Genomic DNA, 18,789 nt, shown 5'->3' on the forward strand with positions numbered 1-18,789 from the left:
GGGCCGGAGGAAAGCAACCATCGTTCCTGTCGGAGCCCCTCACCGGCCCTACAGGGGATACCGCCGCACCGCGCTGACCACACCGGTGCGACGCACGCGGCGGATCACGTCGGCCAGGTGCTTGCGGCTCTTCACTTCCATCGAGAACAGCAGCGTGGCCGCCGAGGCGTCGCGTTCGACGTACTCTACGTTCTCGATGTTGGAATCGGCCGCGGCGATCGCCGCGGCCACGGTGGCAAGCACGCCCGGCCGGTTGATCACCTCGATGTGCAACTGCGCGCGGTAGTCGCCCTTGACGTCGCGATCCCACTCGATCGCCACCAGGCGTTCCGGCGAGCGGCGCAGCTCGGCCACGTTGGGGCACTCCACGCGGTGCACCACGATGCCCTTGCCGGAAGACAGGTAGCCGATGATGTCGTCGCCCGGCAGCGGATGGCAGCAGTTGGCGAAACTGAGCACGCCACGCTCGCCGCCGCTGATGCGGATCTTCTCCTGCGCCAGCGCCACGCCCGCCTTCGAGCCGGCGGCCTTCTTCCAGCGCGAGCCCAGCAACTGGCGCGCGACCACGTCGGGCATGCGGTTGCCCAGCGCGATATCGGACAGCAGCTCCTCCAGCCGCTTCAGCTTGGAGGTCTTCAGGAAGCGGTCCAGCGTGGTCGGTGCGATCGCATCGAGACTGCTGCCCAGCGCATCCAGTGCGCGATCGAGCATGCGGTGGCCGAAATCCACGGCATCCTCGTGCTGCAGGTGTTTCAGGTACTGGCGGATCGCGGTGCGCGCCTTGCCGGTGACCACCACCTCCAGCCACGCCGGATTGGGCGCCGCCGAGGGCGCGGTGATGATTTCCACCAACTGGCCCGATTCGAGCCGGCTGCGCAGCGGGGTGAGCTTCTTGTCGACGCGCGCGGCTACTGCATGGTCGCCCACGTCGGTATGCACCGCATAGGCGAAATCCAGCGCGGTGGCATGGCGCGGCAGCGAGAGGATGTCGCCGCGGGGGGTGAACAAATAGACCTCGTCGGGGAACAGGTCGATCTTGACGTTCTCGATGAACTCCGAGGAGGACACCGTGTTCGCCGAGCTGTCGACCATCGACGCCAGCCATTCGCGGGCGCGCACCTGGGCACTGTTGGCCGGGCCCGAATCGGTCTTGTAGGCCCAGTGCGCCGCCACGCCGCGTTCGGCCACGGAATCCATTTCCGCGGTGCGGATCTGCACCTCGATCGGCGCGCCGAACGGCCCGAGCAGCACCGTGTGCAGCGACTGGTAGCCGTTCGCCTTGGGGATCGCGATGAAATCCTTGAAGCGGCGGTCCACCGGCTTGTACAGCGCGTGCACCGCACCCAGCGCGACATAGCAACTGGTGGCGCTGTCGACCACCACGCGGAAACCGTACACGTCCATCAACTGCGCGAACGTCTTGTGCTCGTTGCGCATCTTCGAATAGATGCTCCACGGTGACTTGATCCGGCCGACCACGTGGGCGCTCAGGTGTTCGGACGCCAGCTGCGTGGTGAGCGCGGCCTCGATCTTGCTCATCACCTCGCGGCGATTGCCCAGCGCGGCGCGGATGCGCTCGCTGATGACCCGGTAGCGATCGGGGTACAGCGCGCGGAAGCCCAGGTCCTGCAGCTCCGCCTTGAACTTGTTCATGCCCAGGCGCTGCGCGATCGGGGCGAAGATCTCCAGCGTCTCGCGCGCGATGCGGCGGCGCGAGCCCTGATCCTTGGCGCCCAGCGTGCGCATGTTGTGCAGCCGGTCGGCCAGCTTGATCAGGATCACGCGGATGTCGCGCGCCATCGCCAGCAGCATCTTGCGGAAGCTTTCCGCATCGGCTTCCTGGCGCGTGCCGAAGCGCATCTTGTCCAGCTTGGTGACGCCGTCCACCAGCTCGGCCACCACTTCACCGAACTCGCCGGCCAGCGCCTCGCGGCTCAGTTCGGTGTCCTCAAGCGTGTCGTGCAGGATCGCCGCGATGATCGTCTCGGCGTCCAGCCCCAGCTCGGCCAGGATGCTGGCCACCGCCACCGGATGGGTGATGTACGGTTCGCCGCTCTTGCGTTCCTGCCCGGCATGCGCCTGCGCGCCGACGGCGTACGCACGCAACACCTGGGTGACCTGCGCCGGAGGCAGGTAGGCGATGCGCTCTTTCAGCGCCAGCACATAGGGTGGCCAGGCGGCCGGATCGACCGGGGCCGGGGGAGCGGTCGCCGGCATCGGTGCCTGGCGCCGGGTCAGGCGCCCACCCCGGAAACGAGGTGCCCCGAGATTGCCGGGCGCGCGCGCATGCTCATGCCTTGGCAGGCATGATCGCGGCAGCGCCGGCAGTCATCGCTCATCAGTCGTCGCCACCCTTGGAGAGATCATCGTCGACTTCCGCGGCGGCCCATTCCAGCGCCTCGCGTTCGGCACGCTCGCGCTCGGCCTTGTCGATCTGGTCGATCGTGGCCTGGTCGATGCGACGGGCGGCAATCTCGCGCAGCGCGAGCACGGTGGGCTTGTCATGGTCGGGGTTGACCGCCGGTTCGGCACCCTTCTCGAGCTGTCGCGCGCGCTTGGTCGCCATCAGAACCAGCTCGAAACGGTTGTCGACCACCTCGAGGCAGTCCTCCACGGTAATGCGTGCCATGTGAAATCCTTCGGAGAATAGTGACTTATACGGTCGATCAGTGTAGCCAGCAGGCGCTTTGCTGGCAATGCGGCCGGCGCGTATCATGGCGGGCTGGCCGCGGACGGGCGTATCCGCGAAAGCGACCCGAAAGCCGTGCAAGATATAAAACCAGACAGTACACTTATACTGTCCCCGACGCGAATCCCTAGCCCCCGATGCCCTTATTGCCTCGATCCCTCGCCATGAGTCGCTGGTTGACCGTGGCCGCACTCGCCTTGCTGGCAGGTTGCGCCATCGCCAAGCCGCGCACCGACGACCCGCTGGAGAAGTTCAATCGCGGGGCGTACCAGTTCAACACCGCGGTGGACGAAGTGGCCATACGGCCGGTGGCGCTGGTCTACCGCAAGGTCACCAATCCGCCGGTGCGGCGTTCGTTCAGCGACTTTTTCACCAACATCCGCACACCGGTCACGGTCGCCAACGACTTGTTGCAGGCGCGGCCCAAGCAGGCCCTGCAGAGCACCGCCCGTTTCCTGGTCAATCTCACCCTGGGCATCGGCGGTTTCTTCGACCCGGCCAGCCAGTTGGGGCTGCCGATCGAGGACAACGACTTCGGCATCACGCTGGCGCGCTGGGGCGCGCCGGAAGGCGATTTCCTGATGCTGCCGCTGTTCGGTCCCAGCACCGCGCGCGACATGTGGCGGATGCCGGTGGACAGCTATTTCTTCGACCCGTTGAGCCTGTACGCCGCCAACCATCACTACAACGGCCTGCAGTACGCGCCGCAGGCGATGTACCTGATCACGCTGCGCTCGCGCGCGATCGACGCGGAGAGTTTCCTGCAATCGGCCTACGACCCGTACGTGTTCATCCGCGACGCCTACCGGCAACAGCGCCTGTACAAGCTTTACGACGGCAACCCGCCGGCAGCGCTGATCGAACGGATGCAGGGACTGGATACGCCGGGCTTCGACCCGGACGAGCTGCTGGAGCAGCAGCACGACTGGGAAAAGGGCCACGCCAAGCAGGGTAGCCAGGACTGAGTCCCGGCCGCGGCGCCCGGCTCACGCCAGCAGCGTATCGACCTCGCAGACCTGGGCCAGCGCCCGCATGCCGGCCGGCATGCCGACCACCCGCAGCGTTCGGCCGTGCCCGTTCGCCTCGGCGACGGCGGCCAGCACGCAGGCCAAGCCGGCACTGTCGCTGTGGCTGACACCTGCCAGGTCCAGCTCCGCCACCCCGTCATCGAGTGCCGCGCGCAGCGCCGCCAGCGCCGCGGCGGCGGTGTCGAAATCCAGCACGCCATGCACCGCCAGGGTGGATGGCGTCACGGTCTCCAGGCGAAAACCGGTGGACGTGTTCACTGGCTGTCCTTGCCGTCCTTGTCCATGGTCTCCAGCGCCTTCTCGCCCTGGGTTTCCAGGTTGGTGATCAACTGCTCGATGCCGACCTTGCGGATCTCGGCGTCCACCTGATTGCGGTAATTGGTCACGTAGGAGATGCCTTCGATGATCACGTCGTACGCCTTCCAGTCGCCGCTGCGGCTCTTGCGGAATGCGTAGTCGATCGACACCAGCTTGCCGTCATCCAGCACCACCTGGGTGCGCACCACGGTGCGCTTGTCGTTGAGGTCGCCGTTGAACGGCAGCACCTTGACCTTGCCGCGGGTGTAGTTGAGCAGGCCCTCGGCATAGCGATGGGTGATCGAGTTGTAGAACGCCTTGGCGAAGCGGTCCCGCTGTGCAGGGGTGGCCTCGCGAGCATGCCGGCCGAGCACCAGGATCGAGGCGTAGTCGATGTCGAAGTGCGGCAGGAACACGTCGTCGATGATGGCGATCAGTTTTTCCTTGTCGCGCTTGAGCTCGTCGCGGTGGCCCTCGATCGCGGTGGCCAGCTGATCGGCGATGCTCTGCACGATCTGCACCGGGGCCTGCTGGACGGCCGCCGGCGCGGCGGCCGCGGCGGCATCCTGGGCAAACGCCGGGGCGCCGACCACGGTGGCAAACGCAAGGGCGGTGGCAAGGGCCAGTCTGCGCAGCATGAAATTACTCCTTGGGGCATGGACGGCGGCAGAGGCCGCCGACGGGGATTCGATGGGGGTTCTACTGCTTGCCGCTGCCGGCGTCCTTCTTGTCACTGGGCGAACCATTGACCAGGAACTTGCCGATCAGATCCTCCAGCTGCATCGCGGACTGGGTCAGGATCATCTCGTCGCCGTTCTTGAGCACATCGGGCGAGCCGCCCGGCTGGATCGCAACATACTGGCTGCCGATCAAACCGCTGGTGAACACCGCGGCGGCCGAATCGTCGGGAATCTGGTCGTAGCGCTTGTCGATCGCCAGGATGACCTCGGCATTGAGCTTGGTCGGGTCGGCGCGCACCGATTGCACGCTGCCGATCACCACGCCGGCCATCTTCACCGGCGCGCCCGCCGACAAGGCGCCCACGTTGGTGAAATCGGCCTTGACCGTGTAGCTGCCGCCGATGTTGTCGACCACGCCGCCGGCGCCGAAGAACTTGCCGAGCATCTCCTCCAGGGGCTGCGACGACTTGGTCCGCGCCAGCGTGCCGCCGGCGGCCACCATCTGTTTCGCGCTGCCGTAGTCGATGCCCACGTACTGGTCGCCGAGCAGGCCGCTGGTGAAGATCGTGGCCACCGAATCCTGCGGGATGTGGTCGTAGCGCTTGTCGATGGACAGCTTCACTTCGGCTGCATCGCGCCCCGGCGCCAGCGTGATCGACTGCACCTGGCCCACGCGCACACCGGCGATCTTCACCGGCGCGCGCTCCTTGAGCTGGCCGATGTTGGTGAACTGCGCGCTGACGTCGTAGCTGTCGCCCTGGCGCACGTTGTTGGCGACCGAACTGGTCTGCGTCGCCAGGTAGGCCAGCGCGGCGAAGCCCAGCACGATGAACAGGCCGGTGCCGACGGCGTAGGAACTTCTCGGTTGGCTCACGGCAGAATCCTCGGAAAACGACAAGTCATGGCAGTCACATCAGGAACGCGGTAAGGACGAAGTCCAGCGCGAGGATGGCGATCGACGAGGCGACCACGGTGCGGGTGGTGGCGTAGGCCACGCCCTCGCTGGTCGGCGGCGTGGTGAAGCCCTGGAACACCGCGATCAGCGACACCACCGCGCCGAACGCCAGGCTCTTCAGCAGCACGCCGTTGACGATGTCGGTGTGCACGTCGACCTGGGCGGTCATGTTCGACCAGAACGTGCCGTTGTCGATGCCCAGCCAGGTCACGCCGACCAGGTGGCCGCCGAAGATGGCCATGGCGCAGAACACGCAGCACAGCAGCGGCATCGCGATCAGCCCGGCCAGGAAACGCGGCGTGGCCACGTAAGCGACCGGGTCCACCGCCATCATCTCCATCGCCGAGATCTGGTCGGTGGCGCGCATCAGGCCGATCTCGGCGGTGACCGCGGTGCCGGCGCGACCGGCGAACAGCAGCGCGGTGACCACCGGGCCCAGCTCGCGGTACACCGACAGCGCCACCACCATGCCGCTGGCCGAGGTGCCGCCGAAGATCGACAGCACGTGGTACAGCTGCAGCATCAGCACCATGCCCACGAACAGGCCGCAGACCATGATGATGGTCAGGCTCATGGCGCCGACGAACCACAGCTGGCGCGTGGTTTCGCGCAGGTAGCGGAAGCTGCGCGGCACCGCCGCCAGCAGCGTCAGCAGGAACAGGCCGCAAGCGCCGATCTGCGCCAGCGACTGGGTCACCACGTTGCGGGACTGCGGGGCACGTGCGTTCATTTCGCCGCTCCGGCAAAGCCCAGTTCGGTGGCGTAATCGCCGGCCGGATAGCGGAACGGGATCGGGCCGTCCGCCTCGCCGCCGAAGAACTGCCGTGTCCACGGCGAGCCGTCGTCGGCGATCGTCGCCGGATCGCCCTGCGCCACCACCTTGCCGTTGGAAAGCAGCGCCACGTGATGGGCGATGCGCTGCACCGCGGGCAGTTCGTGCGAGACCAGCACGCTGGTGATGCCCAAGGTCTGGTTCAGCGTCTGGATCAGCTTCAGCACCTGGTTCAGCGCCACCGGGTCGAGCCCCACGAATGGCTCGTCGTACAGGATCAACTGCGGGTCGAACACGATCGCCCGCGCCAGCGCCACCCGCCGCGCCATGCCGCCGGACAGCTCGTTCGGCATCAGCCGCGCCGCGCCGCGCAGGCCCACCGCCTGCAGCTTCATCAGCACCAGGTTGCGGATCAGCACCTCGGGCAGCTTGGTGTGCTGGCGCAGCGGGAACGCCACGTTCTCGAACACGTCGAAATCGGTCAGCAACGCGGAGTTCTGGAACAGGTAGCCCACGCCTTCGCGCAGCTTGTACAGCTCTTCGCGCGACAGCTCGGCGACATTGTGCCCGTCGACATGGATGCTGCCGGCGTCGGCGCGCATCTGCCCGGTGATGTGCTTGAGCAGGGTGGTCTTGCCGGTGCCGCTGGGGCCCATGATCGAGGTGATCTTCCCGCGCCGAATGTCCAGATCCAGCGCGTCGAAGATGGTCTTGCCGTTGAGTACCGTGGTCAGGCCGCGGATGCGCACCAGGGCGGCGTCATCGGATGGCGGGCGGGCGGATGGAGTCATGAAGGTGGCGACCACGGAAAAGAACAAGGTAATGGAACCGCGCCGGCAACGCCACGCACCCGCGGGCTTCGCGTGGGTTCGCAGACCGGTCCTTACGGGGCAAGCAGTTCGGCGATCAAGGCCTCGTGCCGCTGCCATTGCAAGGTGCTGCGCAGGCGTACAGTGCGCACGATCGCCTGCAGGTCGGCCAACGCTTCGTCGAAGGCGTCGTTGACCAGGATGAAATCGAACTCGTGCGCGTGCGCGATCTCGCCGCGCGAATTGTGCAACCGGCGCTCGATCACCTCGGCACTGTCCGAACCACGACCGCGCAGGCGCCGTTCGAGTTCCGCCCGCGACGGCGGCAGGATGAACACGCTGACGCAGTCGGGTTTGCTCGCGCGGATCTGCTGCGCGCCCTGCCAGTCGATCTCCAGCAGGACGTCGCGCCCCTGCCCCAGCAGTTGCTGCACCGTGGTGCGCGAGGTGCCGTAGAGGTTGCCGTGCACCTCGGCATGTTCCAGGAAGATGCCTTCGGCGATCTGCCGCTTGAACTCGGCGCGCTCGACGAAGTAGTAGTGCCGCCCGTACGTCTCGCCCGGCCGCGGCGGCCGCGTGGTGTGCGAGATCGACAGCGAGATCCCCGGCTCGCGCTCCAGCAGCGCGTTGACCAGGGTGGACTTGCCGGCGCCCGAGGGCGCGGCGACCACGAACAGGGTGCCTGCTTCAATACTCATACAGCCGCGTAGCGCATTTGCCCCCTCTCCCCGCCGGGGAGAGGGTTGGGGTGAGGGGCCAGGGCTTGCCGGATGCGCTCATTCAATGTTCTGCACCTGTTCGCGCATCTGTTCGATCAGCACCTTCAGCTCGACCGCGGCGTTGGTGCTGCGCGCATCGACCGACTTGGAACCCAGCGTGTTCGCTTCGCGGTTGAACTCCTGCATCAGGAAATCCAGCCGGCGCCCGACCGGCTCGGCCAGGCCCAGCACGCGGCGCGTCTCGGCGATGTGGGTGCTGAGGCGATCGAGTTCCTCGTCGACGTCGGTGCGGGTGATCTGCAACACCAACTCCTGTTCCAGCCGACCCGGCTCGACCGGCTGCTTCAGGTCGGCCAGGCGGGTTTCCAGGCGGGTGCGCAGCGCGGCGCGGATCTCGGGCATCCAGCCGCGCACCTCGGTGACCACGCGCTCGATCGCATCGAGCCGCTCGTGCAGGATCGCGCCAAGCTTTTCACCCTCGCGTTCGCGGGTGGCGGCGAGTGCATCCAGCGCGCGGTCGAGTACGTCGAACAGCGCGGTTTGCTGCGCTTCGGGATCGACCTCGGCCTGCTGCATCACGCCGGGAAAGCGCAGCAGCTCGGTGAACTGCACCTGCAGGCCGGGGAACAGCGCGGCCATGTCCAGGTTCAGCTCGGACAGCCGCGCGAGCAGCGCGCCGTTCACCTGCAACGCCTCGCCGCGCCCCTCGCCCGCGCGACGCACGGTGAGGTCCAGCTTGCCGCGCGACAACTTCGCCGCCACCCGCTCGCGCAGCTGCGATTCGAACGCGCGCAAGTCATCCGGCAAGCGCGGGCTCAACTCCAGGTAGCGATGGTTGACCGTGCGCAGCTCGCAGCTGAGCGTGCCCGCGGGGCCGGTGGTTTCGGCGCTGGCGTAGGCCGTCATGCTGCGGATCATCGGCGCCTTCCGGACAGATGGGGAAAGGATGCAATGGTAAACTCTCCGGTCCCCCTTGCCCAATCCGGCCACTCGTCATGAATCCCAGCCGCCCCAGTGGCCGCGCCAGCGACCAGCTGCGCACCGTCACCCTCGAACGCCACTACACCCGCCACGCCGAAGGCTCGGTGCTGGTCAGCTTCGGCGACACCCGCGTGCTGTGCACCGCTAGCATCGAGGACCGCGCGCCGGCCTGGCTGCGCGGCAAGGGCGAGGGCTGGGTCACCGCCGAATACGGCATGCTGCCGCGCGCCACCAACACCCGCACCCAGCGCGAAGCGGCGCGCGGCGGCCAAGGCGGGCGCACCATGGAAATCCAGCGGCTGATCGGTCGCAGCCTGCGCGCCTGCGTCAACCGGCAGGCACTGGGCGAGCGCGTGATCACGCTGGACTGCGACGTGCTGCAGGCCGACGGCGGCACCCGCACCGCGGCGATCACCGGCGCCTACGTGGCCCTGGTCGACGCGGTGAACCTGCTGATGAAACGCGAGAACCTCAAGCGCAACCCGATCGTCGGCGCGGTCGCCGCGGTCTCGGTGGGCATCTACAAGGGCGTGCCGGTGCTCGACCTCGACTACGCCGAGGATTCGGACTGCGACACCGACATGAACGTGGTGATGAACGACGGCGGCGGCTTCATCGAGGTGCAGGGCACCGCCGAAGGCCACGCCTTCCGTCGCGGCGAGATGGACACGATGCTGGCGCTGGCCGAGCAGGGTATCGGCGAACTGGTCGCGGCGCAGCGCGCGGCGCTGGCGCTATAAGCCGGGAATCGGGAATCGGCAGATGATGCAACGGGTGGTACTGGCCAGCAGCAACCGCGGCAAGCTCGCGGAGTTCAACGCGTTGCTCGCCGACAGCGGCTTCGAGGTGGTTGCGCAATCGAGTCTGGGCATCGCGGACGCCGAGGAAACCGGCGCGAGCTTCGTCGAGAACGCGCTGCTCAAGGCGCGCCACGCCGCCCGCGCCAGCGGCCTGCCCGCACTGGCCGACGACTCCGGCCTGTGCGTGGCGCACCTGCGCGGCGCTCCCGGCCTGTATTCGGCGCGCTATGCCGGCAGCCATGGCGACAGCGCGGCGAACAACGCGAAGTTGCTGCGCGCGCTGCACGGCGTGCCGGCGGCGCAGCGTGACGCCTTCTTCATCTGCGCGCTGGCGCTGCTGCAACACGCCGACGACCCCGCCCCGCTGATCGCCGAAGGCCGCTGGCACGGCCGCGTGCTCGACGCGCCGCGCGGCGAGCAGGGTTTCGGCTACGACCCGCTGTTCCTGCCGCACGGCCAGACGCTCAGCGCCGCCGAACTCGAGCCGGCGCTGAAGAACCGTATCAGCCACCGCGGCCAGGCGCTGGCGCAACTGCACGCAAGGCTGGCCGAGCGCCGCGCATGAGCCTGATCGCCCCGCCGCTGTCGCTGTACGTGCACATGCCGTGGTGCGTGAAGAAGTGCCCGTACTGCGACTTCAACTCGCACGGCCTGCGCAGCGAGCCGCCGCCGTATGCCGACTACATCGACCACCTGCTGGCCGACCTCGATGCCGACCGCGCGGATTTTGCCGCCGCGCTGGAAGGCCGGCCCGTCATCAGCGTGTTCTTCGGCGGCGGCACGCCCAGCCTGTTCGCGCCGGAGCTGATCGCGCGCATGCTCGACGGCGTGCGCGAGCGGCTGCCGCTGGCCGACGACACCGAGATCACCCTGGAGACCAATCCCGGCACGGTCGAGCACGGCCGCTTCGACGGCTATCTGGCCGCGGGCATCAACCGCATCTCGTTCGGCGTGCAGAGCTTCGACGACGACAAGCTGCGGCGGCTGGGTCGCATCCACTCGGCCAGCGAGGCCGAGACGGCAGTGAAATCGGCACAGGACGCCGGCTACACGAACATCAACCTCGACCTGATGTACGCACTGCCGAAGCAGGAACTGGACGGTGCGCTGGCCGACGTGGAAAGCGCCGTGGCGCTCGCGCCCACCCACATCTCGCACTACCAGCTCACGCTGGAGCCGAACACGGTGTTCGCCGCCAACCCGCCGCCGCTGCCCGACGACGACCACGCCTGGGCGATGCAGGAAGCCTGCGAGGCGCGCCTGGCCGAGGCCGGCTACGGCCAGTACGAGATTTCCGCCTACGCGCAGCCGGGCCGGCGCTGCGTGCACAACCTCAACTACTGGCAGTTCGGCGACTACCTCGGCATCGGCGCCGGCGCCCACGGCAAGCTCAGCGATGCCATCAGTGGCCGTATCCATCGCCGCTGGAAGACGCGCAGCCCGCGTGCCTACATGGCCGAACCCGGCGGCGCCGGCCGGCTCGGCGGCCACAACGTGGTCGCCGCCGCCGAGCTGCCGTTCGAGTACATGCTCAACGCATTGCGCCTGATCGACGGCGTGCCGATGGCCGATTTCCCCGCCCGCACCGGGCTGGCGCCGAAAACCATCGCCCCGGCGCTGGCCACGGCCCGCGCCCGCGGCTGGTTGCTCGACGATCCACGGCTGCTGCGCACCAGCGCCACCGGCCAGCGTTTCCTGAATGACGTTATTGCGAGCTTTCTGGGCTGACGCGTTCGAGGCGATGGCATAGGCCACGCAAGCAGCATAGACTTGGCCAACCCGGGGAAATCACAGGTTTTGCATGGACGTCGGAGAAGACCGGCGACGCATGTCGGCATCGCGCAGCACGGCCCAATTCAACCAGGGGCGGTGGCCAGCGCGTGCCCAGCAGTTGATCGAAACCGGCTACACCTTGTGCGTGGAGGGCCTGTACGAGCCCGTGCGCCATTGCATCGCCGAATTCGAGAAGCAGCTTTTCGCGCTGGCCGACCACGCGCACCGCTCCGACGAACAGCATGAGTGCTTCGCCAGCCGGCAACGGGTGCTGCAGGGGCAGAACGCCCTGGTGCAGTCCTTCATGGAGGAGATGGGCAAGGCGATCAACGAGCTCGATCGCGGCGCACGGCGGCCCACCGAGGCGGAAGCAGAAGTCGCCACCAATCCGTGGCAGACCCTGGAGCTGCTCGACCCCAGCGTGCAGGAGATGTCGATGGCGCTGGACCAGCTCGGCGCACGCGGCGACGCGCGCCACGGTCGCGCGCTGTACGAACTGGGCTATCGGCTGGCGGTGCTGATCGGCGCGCCGCCGCTGGAGGGCGCCGCGCTGCCGCTGGGCCCGCACGCGCTGGCCAAGGCATTCCACCAGGCCAGCACTGCCCTGGAGCTGCCACTCAAGCACCAGTTGCTGTTGCTGCAGCACTTCGACCGGAGCGTGGTGCCCGCGCTGGGCACCCTGTACGCCACCATCAACCTGCGCTGGCAGTCCGACGGCATCCTGCCGCAACTGCGCAGCGTGCCGGCGCCGCGTCACGTCAACAAGCGCCAACGCCAGGGAACGGGCGAGGTCGGTGCCTCCAGCGAGGCCGCCGTGGCCCCCGCGGAAGCAGCCGCCAAGCCGCAAGCCGCTGGCGCCCCCGAGGATTCGATCCACGTGCTGGAATCCCTGCGCGACCTGCTGGCGCAGCGGCGGTCCGGCCAGGATGCCGGTACCGGCGAGGTCGCCGGGCCGGCCGCCAGCGAGGAGGAACTGCAATCGGCGCTGGGCGCGCTGCAGCAGCACCTGGCCAAGGTGACCGACCACGCCAGCCGTGAACTGCGCAGCGCCGCACGCCTGCGCGAGGAACTGCTGGCCCAGCTCAACCTGGGCAAGCCGCCCGGTGCGCCGCGCACCCAGCTCACCAGCGAACAGGGCGACACGGTGGAACTGGTCGCCGAGCTGTTCGAGCAACTCGGCCAGCAGTTGCAGCAGGGCAGCAACGCCCGCGGACTGCTCGGCAACCTGCAGTTGCCGGTGTTGCGCGTGGCGGTGGCCGACCACGACTTCTTCGAACAGCGCGACCACCCCGCCCGCAGGCTGCTGGACACCGTCGCCGCCGCCGCCAATGACTGGCTGGACGGCAGCGACGACGAGAGCAACCGGCCGCTGGCCAGCAAGCTGGAACAACTGGTCAGCCGCGCCAACCAGGAGCCGCCCAGCGCCGGCCTCTACACCACCCTGCTGGCGGACATCGAACACCACCTGGCGTTGCTCACGCGCAAGGCGCAGGCTGCCGAACGGCGCCACGTCGAGGCGGCGCAGGGTCGCGAGCGGCTGGACCAGGCGCGCCACCGCGCGGGCGAGCTGATGGCGGACCGCTTCGCGCAGTCGCCGCCACGCGGCCTGCTGCGCGCCCTGCTCGACCGCGCCTGGTCCGACGTGCTGGCGCTGACCCTGCTGCGCCATGGCGAGGACAGCCCCGCGTTCAAGGCGCAACTGGCGATCACCGACCAGTTGCTCGGCCGTCTGCCGGTGCCCGACCCACGGCAACTGCAGCAGGAAGTGGAAAGCGGGCTGCAGCAGATCGGCATGCACGCGGAAGAATCGGTGCAGGTGGCGCAACGCCTGCTCGGCGCCGGCACGCCCGATCCGGCCACCGAACTGCCCAGCGCCACGGATCTCGCGCTGCGCCTGAAGCAGCACCAGCGCCTGGGCGAGCAGCAAGCCAGTCATGAACCGCCGGTCGCCAGCCCGATCGTCAAGCCGGCGCCGGCAAAAGCCGCAGCTGCAGAACCGACAGCGGTCAAACCTCCGGCGGTCGATCCGCGCGAGTTGCGCATCGAACAGCATCTGCGCAAGTTGCCGTTCGGCAGTTGGTTCGAATTCGTCGACCCGGCCAGCGGGCAGATCGCGCGACGCAAGCTGGCCTGGTATTCGCCGATGTCGGGGCGCTGCCTGCTGGTCAGCCGGCGCGGCCAGCGCGGCGAGGAGATGACCATGGCCCAGCTCGCCCACGAAGTCGCCCGCGGCCGCGTCTGCGAAGTGCCCGCCGAACCGGAGAGCCTGCTCGATCGCGCGTGGCGCGGCCTCACCGGCAGCCTGCGCCAGGCGGCGGCAAGCGGGCGCGGCGGCAAACCGGCGGAGGCTCGCCCCCGATGAATCCACCCAACGTCCCCGTCAACCAGCGCCGCGCGCCGCGCAAGCGTGCCCCCGGCAATGCGATCGTCACCGACGTGATCCGCGGCGAGCCGATCGGCCACCTCGGCAACCTGTCCAGCACCGGCATGCTGCTGATCACCTCGCACGCACCACGCAGCGAGGCGCTGTACCAGGTGCGCATCGACCTGCCCGCCACCGGCCGCGCGCTGGTGCAGTCGCAGCCGATCGAGGTGGGCATCCAGGAGCAGTGGCACGAGCACGCCGCCAGCTCCGGGCAGATCTGGGCCGGCTACCGGATCATCGCGATCACCGACATCGACGCCGCGCGACTGGAAAGCTGGCTGGCTCAGGCGTAGTCGCGGTCGGCCGCATCAGCTCCACTGGAACTGCCGACCGGCGGGCGTCATCATGGCGATTCGTCTTTGCTGATTCGCCGGGCCTTTCCCGTGCGTCTGCCGGGAGCTCTCCATGCATGATCGACTCGCCACGCTTTACCCCGCGCATCTGGCCACGGTGCAACACCACGCCGAGCAGGCGCTTGCCCGCGGCGGCTTTGACCACCTGCTGATCGCCGCCGGCATGCCCGGCGTCAAGTTTCTCGACGACAACCACTACCCGTACGCGGTCAGCCCGCCATTCAAGCACTGGCTGCCGTTGACCAACGCGCCCGGCAGCTGGATCGCGTACACGCCGGGCCACAAGCCGAAGCTGATCTTCCTGCAGCCACGCGACTACTGGCACGTGGTGCCGGACGCGCCGGCCGGCTACTGGGTGGACGGCTTCGAGATCGTCGTGGTGCGCAGCGCTGAGGAAGCGGTGGCCGAACTGCCGCAAGGTCGCTGCGCCAGCATCGGCGAAGCGAACGCCGCCGTCGCCGGCATCGAGTTCAACAACCCGCCCGCGGTGCTGGATTACCTGCACTACCACCGCGCGTACAAGACACCGTACGAACTGGAACTGATGCGCGCGGCCAGCCGCATCGGCACGCGCGCGCATCGCGCGGCCGAGCAGGCGTTCCGTGCCGGTGCCAGCGAGCTGGGCATCCACCAGGCCTACCTGGCGGCCGCCGGCCAGATCGACGCCGAACTGCCCTACTCCAGCATCGTGGCGCTGAACGAGCACGGCGCCGTGCTGCACTACATGGATTTCACCCGGCAGCCGCCCGCGCGCCCGCGCTCGCTGCTGATCGACGCCGGCGCCAGCGCCTCGGGCTACGCCAGCGACATCACGCGCACCCATGCGGCCGCCGACGCGGGCGAGTTCCAGGCGCTGATCGACGCGATGGACGCGAACCAGCAAAGCCAGGCCGCGATGGTGCGCAGCGGTCGCCCCTACGCCGAGCTGCACCTGCACGCGCACCGGCAACTGGCCGCGCTGCTGAAGGACCACGGCTTCATTCGCATGGAGGCCGAATCGGCGCTCGAAAGCGGCGTCACCCGCGCCTTCTTCCCGCACGGCCTGGGCCATTCGATCGGCCTGCAGGTGCACGACGTGGGCGGCTTCGCCAGGAACGACCGCGGCGACACCGTGCCGCGCCCGGACGGCCATCCGTACCTGCGCATGACCCGCACGCTGGAACCGGGCATGGTGGTGACGATCGAGCCCGGCCTGTATTTCATCGAGATGCTGCTGGCCGAGTTGCGCGGCAAGCCGGTGTCGAAGGACATCGACTGGAACAAGGTCGAGGCATTCAAGCAGTACGGCGGCATCCGCATCGAGGACGACGTGGCGTGCACCGACGGCGCCCCGGAAAACCTCACCCGCGACGCGTTCGCTTCGGCCTGAGTCGAACCAGTCCCACACTGGTTGATTTGTCTCCTTCCGCGGCGAAACGGCCTTCGGCCCCCGCAGTGAGGGCGAGCGCCTTTTCGCTGCGGGGAACCGTACGCACCGGAGCAGTCGCCGCTGCGACATTCGTCCACACCGCGACAACATCCGTGCGGCGTATGCTGCGCGGCAGGCAGTGCACGGATTCGTCGCATGTCCCGTCCCGCGATTTCCAGCGTTCCACCTGAAGATCCGCACACGCCGCCGCGCCCGCTGCGGCGGCTGACGTTCGAGTTGTTCGGCATCGTCGTGCTGAAGATCGCGGCGCTCGCGCTGATCTGGTGGGTGGTGCTCGCGCCGCAACCGAAACCCGACGCCAGTCCCGATGCGATCGCGCAGCGGCTGGCGCCTTCCGCCCCCGCGCCTCCGGAAGCCCAGCCATGATCCTGATCGACACCGACGTCGTCACGCTGTCGCGCCTGCAGTTCGCGCTGACCGCGCTGTACCACTTCCTGTTCGTGCCGCTGACGCTGGGCCTGGTGTGGATCCTGGCCATCATGGAAAGCGTCTACGTGATGACCGGGCGCGAGGTATGGAAGCGCATGGTGCAGTTCTGGGGCGTGCTGTTCGGCATCAATTTCGCGATGGGCGTGGCCACCGGGGTGACCATGGAGTTCCAGTTCGGCATGAACTGGGCGTACTACTCGCACTACGTCGGCGACATCTTCGGCGCGCCGCTGGCGATCGAGGGGCTGATGGCGTTCTTCCTCGAAGCCACCCTGGTCGGCGTGTTCTTCATGGGCTGGGAGCGCATCTCGCGGATCAAGCACCTGCTGGTGACCTGGTTCCTGGCGCTGGGCACCAGCCTGTCGGCGCTGTGGATCCTGGTGGCGAACGCGTGGATGCAGAACCCGGTCGGCGCCGCATTCAACCCCGAAACGATGCGCATGGAGGTGACCTCGTTCTCCGCGGTGCTGTTCAACCCGGTGGCGCAGGACAAGTTCGTGCACACGGTGAGCGCCGGCTACGTGCTGGGCGCGATGTTCGTGCTGTCGATCAGCGCGTGGTACCTGCTGCGCGGGCGCAACCTGGATTTCGCCAAGCGCTCGATGACGGTGGCGGCCAGCTTCGGGCTGGCGGCGGCGCTGTCGGTGGTGGTGCTGGGCGACGAGTCCGGCTACAGCGTGTCGCTGAACCAGAAGATGAAGATGGCCTCGATCGAGGCGATGTGGGAGACCGAGCCGGCGCCGGCCCCGTTCACCCTGTTCGGCCTGCCCGACGTGGAGCAGCGCACCACCCATTACGCGCTGAAGATCCCGTGGGTGATGGGCCTGATCGGCACCCGTTCGCTCGACCAGACGATGCCGGGCATCAACGAACTGGTGGATGACGCGAAGGGGCGGATCGGCAACGGCATCCAGGCCTACGACGCGATGCTGATGCTGCGCCAGGACAAGGACGACGCCCAGGCCAAGGCCACGCTGGCCGCGCACGACCAGGACCTTGGCTACGCCTTGCTGCTGAAGAAGTACGTCGACGACCCGCGCCGGGCCACGCCGGCGGACATCCAGCAGGCCGCCGACAGCACCATCCCGAACGTGCCGGTGCTGTTCTGGTCGTTCCGCATCATGGTCGCCTGCGGTTTCTATTTCATCGCGCTGTTCGCGTTCTCGTTCTGGAAGGCCAGCAAGCGCACGCTGCAGAGCCAGCGCTGGTACCTGCGGCTGGCGCTGTGGAGCCTGCCGCTGCCGTGGATCGCCGTCGAGCTGGGCTGGATCGTGGCCGAGTACGGCCGCCAGCCGTGGGCGATCGAGGGCGTGCTGCCGACCGCGCTGGGCGTGTCGACGGTGAGTGCAGGCCAGGTCCTCACCTCACTCGGCGGCTTCCTGCTGTTCTACACCGCGCTGGCGGTGGTCGACGTGGTGCTGATGCTGAAGTTCGCGCGCAAGGGGCCGGACGGGCTGGGTCTCTGGCCGCCGGCGACCGCCGCCCTTTCCTCCGACCGGCCCTGAGGAGACCGCCATGCTCGACTACGCCACGCTGCGGGTGATCTGGTGGGCCCTGCTGGGCACGCTGCTGATCGGCTTCGCGATCATGGACGGCTTCGACTTCGGCGTCGCCGGCCTGCTGAAGGTGCTCGGCCGCGACAACGAGGAGCGGCAGGTGCTGCTGGAAGGCATCGAGCCGACATGGGAAGGCAACCAGGTGTGGTTCATCCTCGCCGGCGGCGCCACCTTCGCGGCGTGGCCGACGCTGTACGCGGTGTCGTTTTCCGGCATGTATTTCGCCATCGCGCTGGTGCTGCTGGCCTTCATCCTGCGCCCGGTCGGCTTCAACTTCCGCGGCAAGGTCCACGACCCGCGCTGGGCCTCGCTGTGGGACTGGGTGCTGACCGGTTCCGGGCTGGCGGTGATGCTGCTGGCCGGCGTCGCGTTCGGCAACCTGTTCCTCGGCCTGCCGTTCCGCTTCGACGACGACCTGCGCATGAGCTGGCAAGGCGGCCTGCTCGACCTGCTGCACCCGTTCGCGCTGCTGTGCGGGCTGGTCTCGCTCGCCATGCTGCTGGCGCACGGCGCGTGCTTCGCCGCGCTGAAGGCCGACCACGCGATCGCCGAGCGCGCGGTGGCGATCGCGCGCTGGACCACGCTGGCTTTCGCCGCGCTGTACGTGCTGGCCGGCGTATGGCTGGCCTGGGGCATTCCCGGCTACGCGATCGCCGGCCCGGCGGCGACCGCAGGTGTTTCCAATCCGCTGTACAAGCAGGTCGCGTTCGGCGGCAGCTGGTTCGCCGGCTACCTGCAATACCCGTGGTTCTGGGTCGCGCCGGCACTGGCGCTGGCCGCGGCGGTCGGCGTGCAGGTGCTGGCCGGCCGGCGCGGGGTGGCCGGCTTCGTCGCCAGCAGCCTGATGGTCGGCGGCACGATCGCCTCGGCCGGCTTCGCGCTGTTTCCGTTTCTGCTGCCGTCCAGCCTCGATCCGCGCTCCAGCCTCACCGTGTGGGACGCCTCGTCGAGCCGCGGCACGCTGCAGCTGATGCTGGTGGTCACCCTGGTACTGCTGCCGGTGGTGATCCTCTACACCGGCTGGGTGTACCGGGTGATGCGCGGACGGGTCACGCTGGAGCAGGTGCGCAAGGCGCACGGCGGTTATTGAAAGG

The 18,789-nt window shown here is 68.3% G+C and carries 19 protein-coding genes; 10 read left to right on the top strand and 9 right to left on the bottom strand.

Annotated elements, in window-relative coordinates:
- Positions 1–48: 48 nt before the first annotated feature.
- Both B1991_RS11505 and rpoZ read right to left on the bottom strand, forming a co-directional pair.
- On the bottom strand, positions 49–2,217 hold the full coding sequence (locus B1991_RS11505) for a RelA/SpoT family protein (RefSeq protein WP_136258820.1): 2,169 nt from the start codon (positions 2,215–2,217) through the stop codon (positions 49–51).
- Between the two features lie 121 nt (positions 2,218–2,338).
- A complete protein-coding gene (gene rpoZ, locus B1991_RS11510) occupies positions 2,339–2,629 on the bottom strand; it encodes a DNA-directed RNA polymerase subunit omega (RefSeq protein ID WP_007509529.1) in 291 nt (96 codons plus the stop codon).
- 224 nt (positions 2,630–2,853) lie between these two features.
- On the opposite strand from rpoZ, the gene B1991_RS11515 reads away from it, so the two are divergent.
- Positions 2,854–3,654, top strand: coding sequence for an MlaA family lipoprotein (locus B1991_RS11515; RefSeq protein WP_136258821.1), 801 nt, complete (start codon positions 2,854–2,856; stop codon positions 3,652–3,654).
- Between the two features lie 21 nt (positions 3,655–3,675).
- Here B1991_RS11515 and B1991_RS11520 read toward each other — a convergent pair whose 3' ends face one another.
- The 7 genes from B1991_RS11520 to B1991_RS11550 all read right to left on the bottom strand — a co-directional run bounded on the left by B1991_RS11520 (position 3,676) and on the right by B1991_RS11550 (position 8,867).
- Positions 3,676–3,975 (bottom strand): STAS domain-containing protein, encoded by a 300-nt coding sequence (locus tag B1991_RS11520; RefSeq protein WP_136258822.1) that lies wholly within the window; start codon positions 3,973–3,975, stop codon positions 3,676–3,678.
- Positions 3,972–4,652, bottom strand: coding sequence for an MlaC/ttg2D family ABC transporter substrate-binding protein (locus B1991_RS11525; protein WP_136258823.1), 681 nt, complete (start codon positions 4,650–4,652; stop codon positions 3,972–3,974). Before B1991_RS11525 ends, B1991_RS11520 begins: the two co-directional genes overlap by 4 nt.
- 61 nt (positions 4,653–4,713) lie before the next feature.
- The gene (mlaD, locus tag B1991_RS11530) at positions 4,714–5,568 is read right to left on the bottom strand and encodes an outer membrane lipid asymmetry maintenance protein MlaD (protein WP_136258824.1); all 855 of its coding nucleotides are present in this window, start codon (positions 5,566–5,568) and stop codon (positions 4,714–4,716) included.
- Between the two features lie 34 nt (positions 5,569–5,602).
- Positions 5,603–6,379: a lipid asymmetry maintenance ABC transporter permease subunit MlaE gene (gene mlaE / locus B1991_RS11535; RefSeq protein WP_136258825.1), complete on the bottom strand. Its 777-nt coding sequence runs from the start codon at positions 6,377–6,379 to the stop codon at positions 5,603–5,605.
- Positions 6,376–7,212, bottom strand: coding sequence for an ABC transporter ATP-binding protein (locus tag B1991_RS11540; protein ID WP_136258826.1), 837 nt, complete (start codon positions 7,210–7,212; stop codon positions 6,376–6,378). Before B1991_RS11540 ends, mlaE begins: the two co-directional genes overlap by 4 nt.
- Positions 7,213–7,304: 92 nt before the next feature.
- Positions 7,305–7,928, bottom strand: a complete 624-nt coding sequence (gene gmk, locus B1991_RS11545) for a guanylate kinase (protein WP_136258827.1) — start codon at positions 7,926–7,928, stop codon at positions 7,305–7,307.
- 78 nt (positions 7,929–8,006) lie between these two features.
- Positions 8,007–8,867: a YicC/YloC family endoribonuclease gene (locus B1991_RS11550; protein ID WP_136258828.1), complete on the bottom strand. Its 861-nt coding sequence runs from the start codon at positions 8,865–8,867 to the stop codon at positions 8,007–8,009.
- A 77-nt stretch (positions 8,868–8,944) separates the two neighbouring features.
- On the opposite strand from B1991_RS11550, the gene rph reads away from it, so the two are divergent.
- From rph to cydB, 9 genes are all read left to right on the top strand, one after another.
- The gene (gene rph, locus B1991_RS11555) at positions 8,945–9,670 is read left to right on the top strand and encodes a ribonuclease PH (RefSeq protein ID WP_136258829.1); all 726 of its coding nucleotides are present in this window, start codon (positions 8,945–8,947) and stop codon (positions 9,668–9,670) included.
- A gap of 25 nt (positions 9,671–9,695) precedes the next feature.
- Positions 9,696–10,295, top strand: coding sequence for an RdgB/HAM1 family non-canonical purine NTP pyrophosphatase (gene rdgB / locus B1991_RS11560; protein WP_136258860.1), 600 nt, complete (start codon positions 9,696–9,698; stop codon positions 10,293–10,295).
- Positions 10,292–11,458: a radical SAM family heme chaperone HemW gene (gene hemW / locus B1991_RS11565; protein WP_136258830.1), complete on the top strand. Its 1,167-nt coding sequence runs from the start codon at positions 10,292–10,294 to the stop codon at positions 11,456–11,458. Before rdgB ends, hemW begins: the two co-directional genes overlap by 4 nt.
- Before the next feature lie 73 nt (positions 11,459–11,531).
- A complete protein-coding gene (locus B1991_RS11570; protein WP_136258831.1) occupies positions 11,532–13,865 on the top strand; it encodes a DUF1631 family protein in 2,334 nt (777 codons plus the stop codon).
- Positions 13,862–14,221: a PilZ domain-containing protein gene (locus B1991_RS11575; RefSeq protein ID WP_136258832.1), complete on the top strand. Its 360-nt coding sequence runs from the start codon at positions 13,862–13,864 to the stop codon at positions 14,219–14,221. Before B1991_RS11570 ends, B1991_RS11575 begins: the two co-directional genes overlap by 4 nt.
- Positions 14,222–14,333: 112 nt before the next feature.
- Complete coding sequence (gene pepQ, locus B1991_RS11580; protein ID WP_136258833.1) at positions 14,334–15,650, top strand: Xaa-Pro dipeptidase; 1,317 nt, start codon at positions 14,334–14,336, stop codon at positions 15,648–15,650.
- Between the two features lie 195 nt (positions 15,651–15,845).
- Entirely contained in the window at positions 15,846–16,076 is a 231-nt protein-coding gene (gene cydP / locus B1991_RS11585) for a cytochrome oxidase putative small subunit CydP (RefSeq protein ID WP_136258834.1), read from the top strand.
- Positions 16,073–17,644, top strand: a complete 1,572-nt coding sequence (locus B1991_RS11590) for a cytochrome ubiquinol oxidase subunit I (protein WP_136258835.1) — start codon at positions 16,073–16,075, stop codon at positions 17,642–17,644. The genes cydP and B1991_RS11590 overlap by 4 nt, the downstream gene beginning before the upstream one ends.
- Positions 17,645–17,654: 10 nt before the next feature.
- Positions 17,655–18,785: a cytochrome d ubiquinol oxidase subunit II gene (gene cydB, locus B1991_RS11595; RefSeq protein ID WP_136258836.1), complete on the top strand. Its 1,131-nt coding sequence runs from the start codon at positions 17,655–17,657 to the stop codon at positions 18,783–18,785.
- The last annotated feature ends 4 nt before the right edge of the window (positions 18,786–18,789 follow it).

The sequence above is a fragment of the Rhodanobacter lindaniclasticus genome, from assembly GCF_004799035.1.
In the GTDB taxonomy this organism is placed as follows: Bacteria; Pseudomonadota; Gammaproteobacteria; order Xanthomonadales; family Rhodanobacteraceae; genus Rhodanobacter; species Rhodanobacter lindaniclasticus.

Bases quoted from the DNA above. Each gene is read 5' to 3' on its own strand.
- B1991_RS11505 (WP_136258820.1), bottom strand. From the start codon at position 2,217: ATGCCGGCGACCGCTCCCCCGGCCCCGGTCGATCCGGCCGCCTGGCCA.
- rpoZ (WP_007509529.1), bottom strand. From the start codon at position 2,629: ATGGCACGCATTACCGTGGAGGACTGCCTCGAGGTGGTCGACAACCGT.
- B1991_RS11515 (WP_136258821.1), top strand. From the start codon at position 2,854: ATGAGTCGCTGGTTGACCGTGGCCGCACTCGCCTTGCTGGCAGGTTGC.
- B1991_RS11525 (WP_136258823.1), bottom strand. From the start codon at position 4,652: ATGCTGCGCAGACTGGCCCTTGCCACCGCCCTTGCGTTTGCCACCGTG.
- mlaE (WP_136258825.1), bottom strand. From the start codon at position 6,379: ATGAACGCACGTGCCCCGCAGTCCCGCAACGTGGTGACCCAGTCGCTG.
- B1991_RS11540 (WP_136258826.1), bottom strand. From the start codon at position 7,212: ATGACTCCATCCGCCCGCCCGCCATCCGATGACGCCGCCCTGGTGCGC.
- gmk (WP_136258827.1), bottom strand. From the start codon at position 7,928: ATGAGTATTGAAGCAGGCACCCTGTTCGTGGTCGCCGCGCCCTCGGGC.
- B1991_RS11550 (WP_136258828.1), bottom strand. From the start codon at position 8,867: ATGATCCGCAGCATGACGGCCTACGCCAGCGCCGAAACCACCGGCCCC.
- rph (WP_136258829.1), top strand. From the start codon at position 8,945: ATGAATCCCAGCCGCCCCAGTGGCCGCGCCAGCGACCAGCTGCGCACC.
- rdgB (WP_136258860.1), top strand. From the start codon at position 9,696: ATGCAACGGGTGGTACTGGCCAGCAGCAACCGCGGCAAGCTCGCGGAG.
- hemW (WP_136258830.1), top strand. From the start codon at position 10,292: ATGAGCCTGATCGCCCCGCCGCTGTCGCTGTACGTGCACATGCCGTGG.
- B1991_RS11570 (WP_136258831.1), top strand. From the start codon at position 11,532: ATGGACGTCGGAGAAGACCGGCGACGCATGTCGGCATCGCGCAGCACG.
- B1991_RS11575 (WP_136258832.1), top strand. From the start codon at position 13,862: ATGAATCCACCCAACGTCCCCGTCAACCAGCGCCGCGCGCCGCGCAAG.
- pepQ (WP_136258833.1), top strand. From the start codon at position 14,334: ATGCATGATCGACTCGCCACGCTTTACCCCGCGCATCTGGCCACGGTG.
- cydP (WP_136258834.1), top strand. From the start codon at position 15,846: ATGTCCCGTCCCGCGATTTCCAGCGTTCCACCTGAAGATCCGCACACG.
- B1991_RS11590 (WP_136258835.1), top strand. From the start codon at position 16,073: ATGATCCTGATCGACACCGACGTCGTCACGCTGTCGCGCCTGCAGTTC.
- cydB (WP_136258836.1), top strand. From the start codon at position 17,655: ATGCTCGACTACGCCACGCTGCGGGTGATCTGGTGGGCCCTGCTGGGC.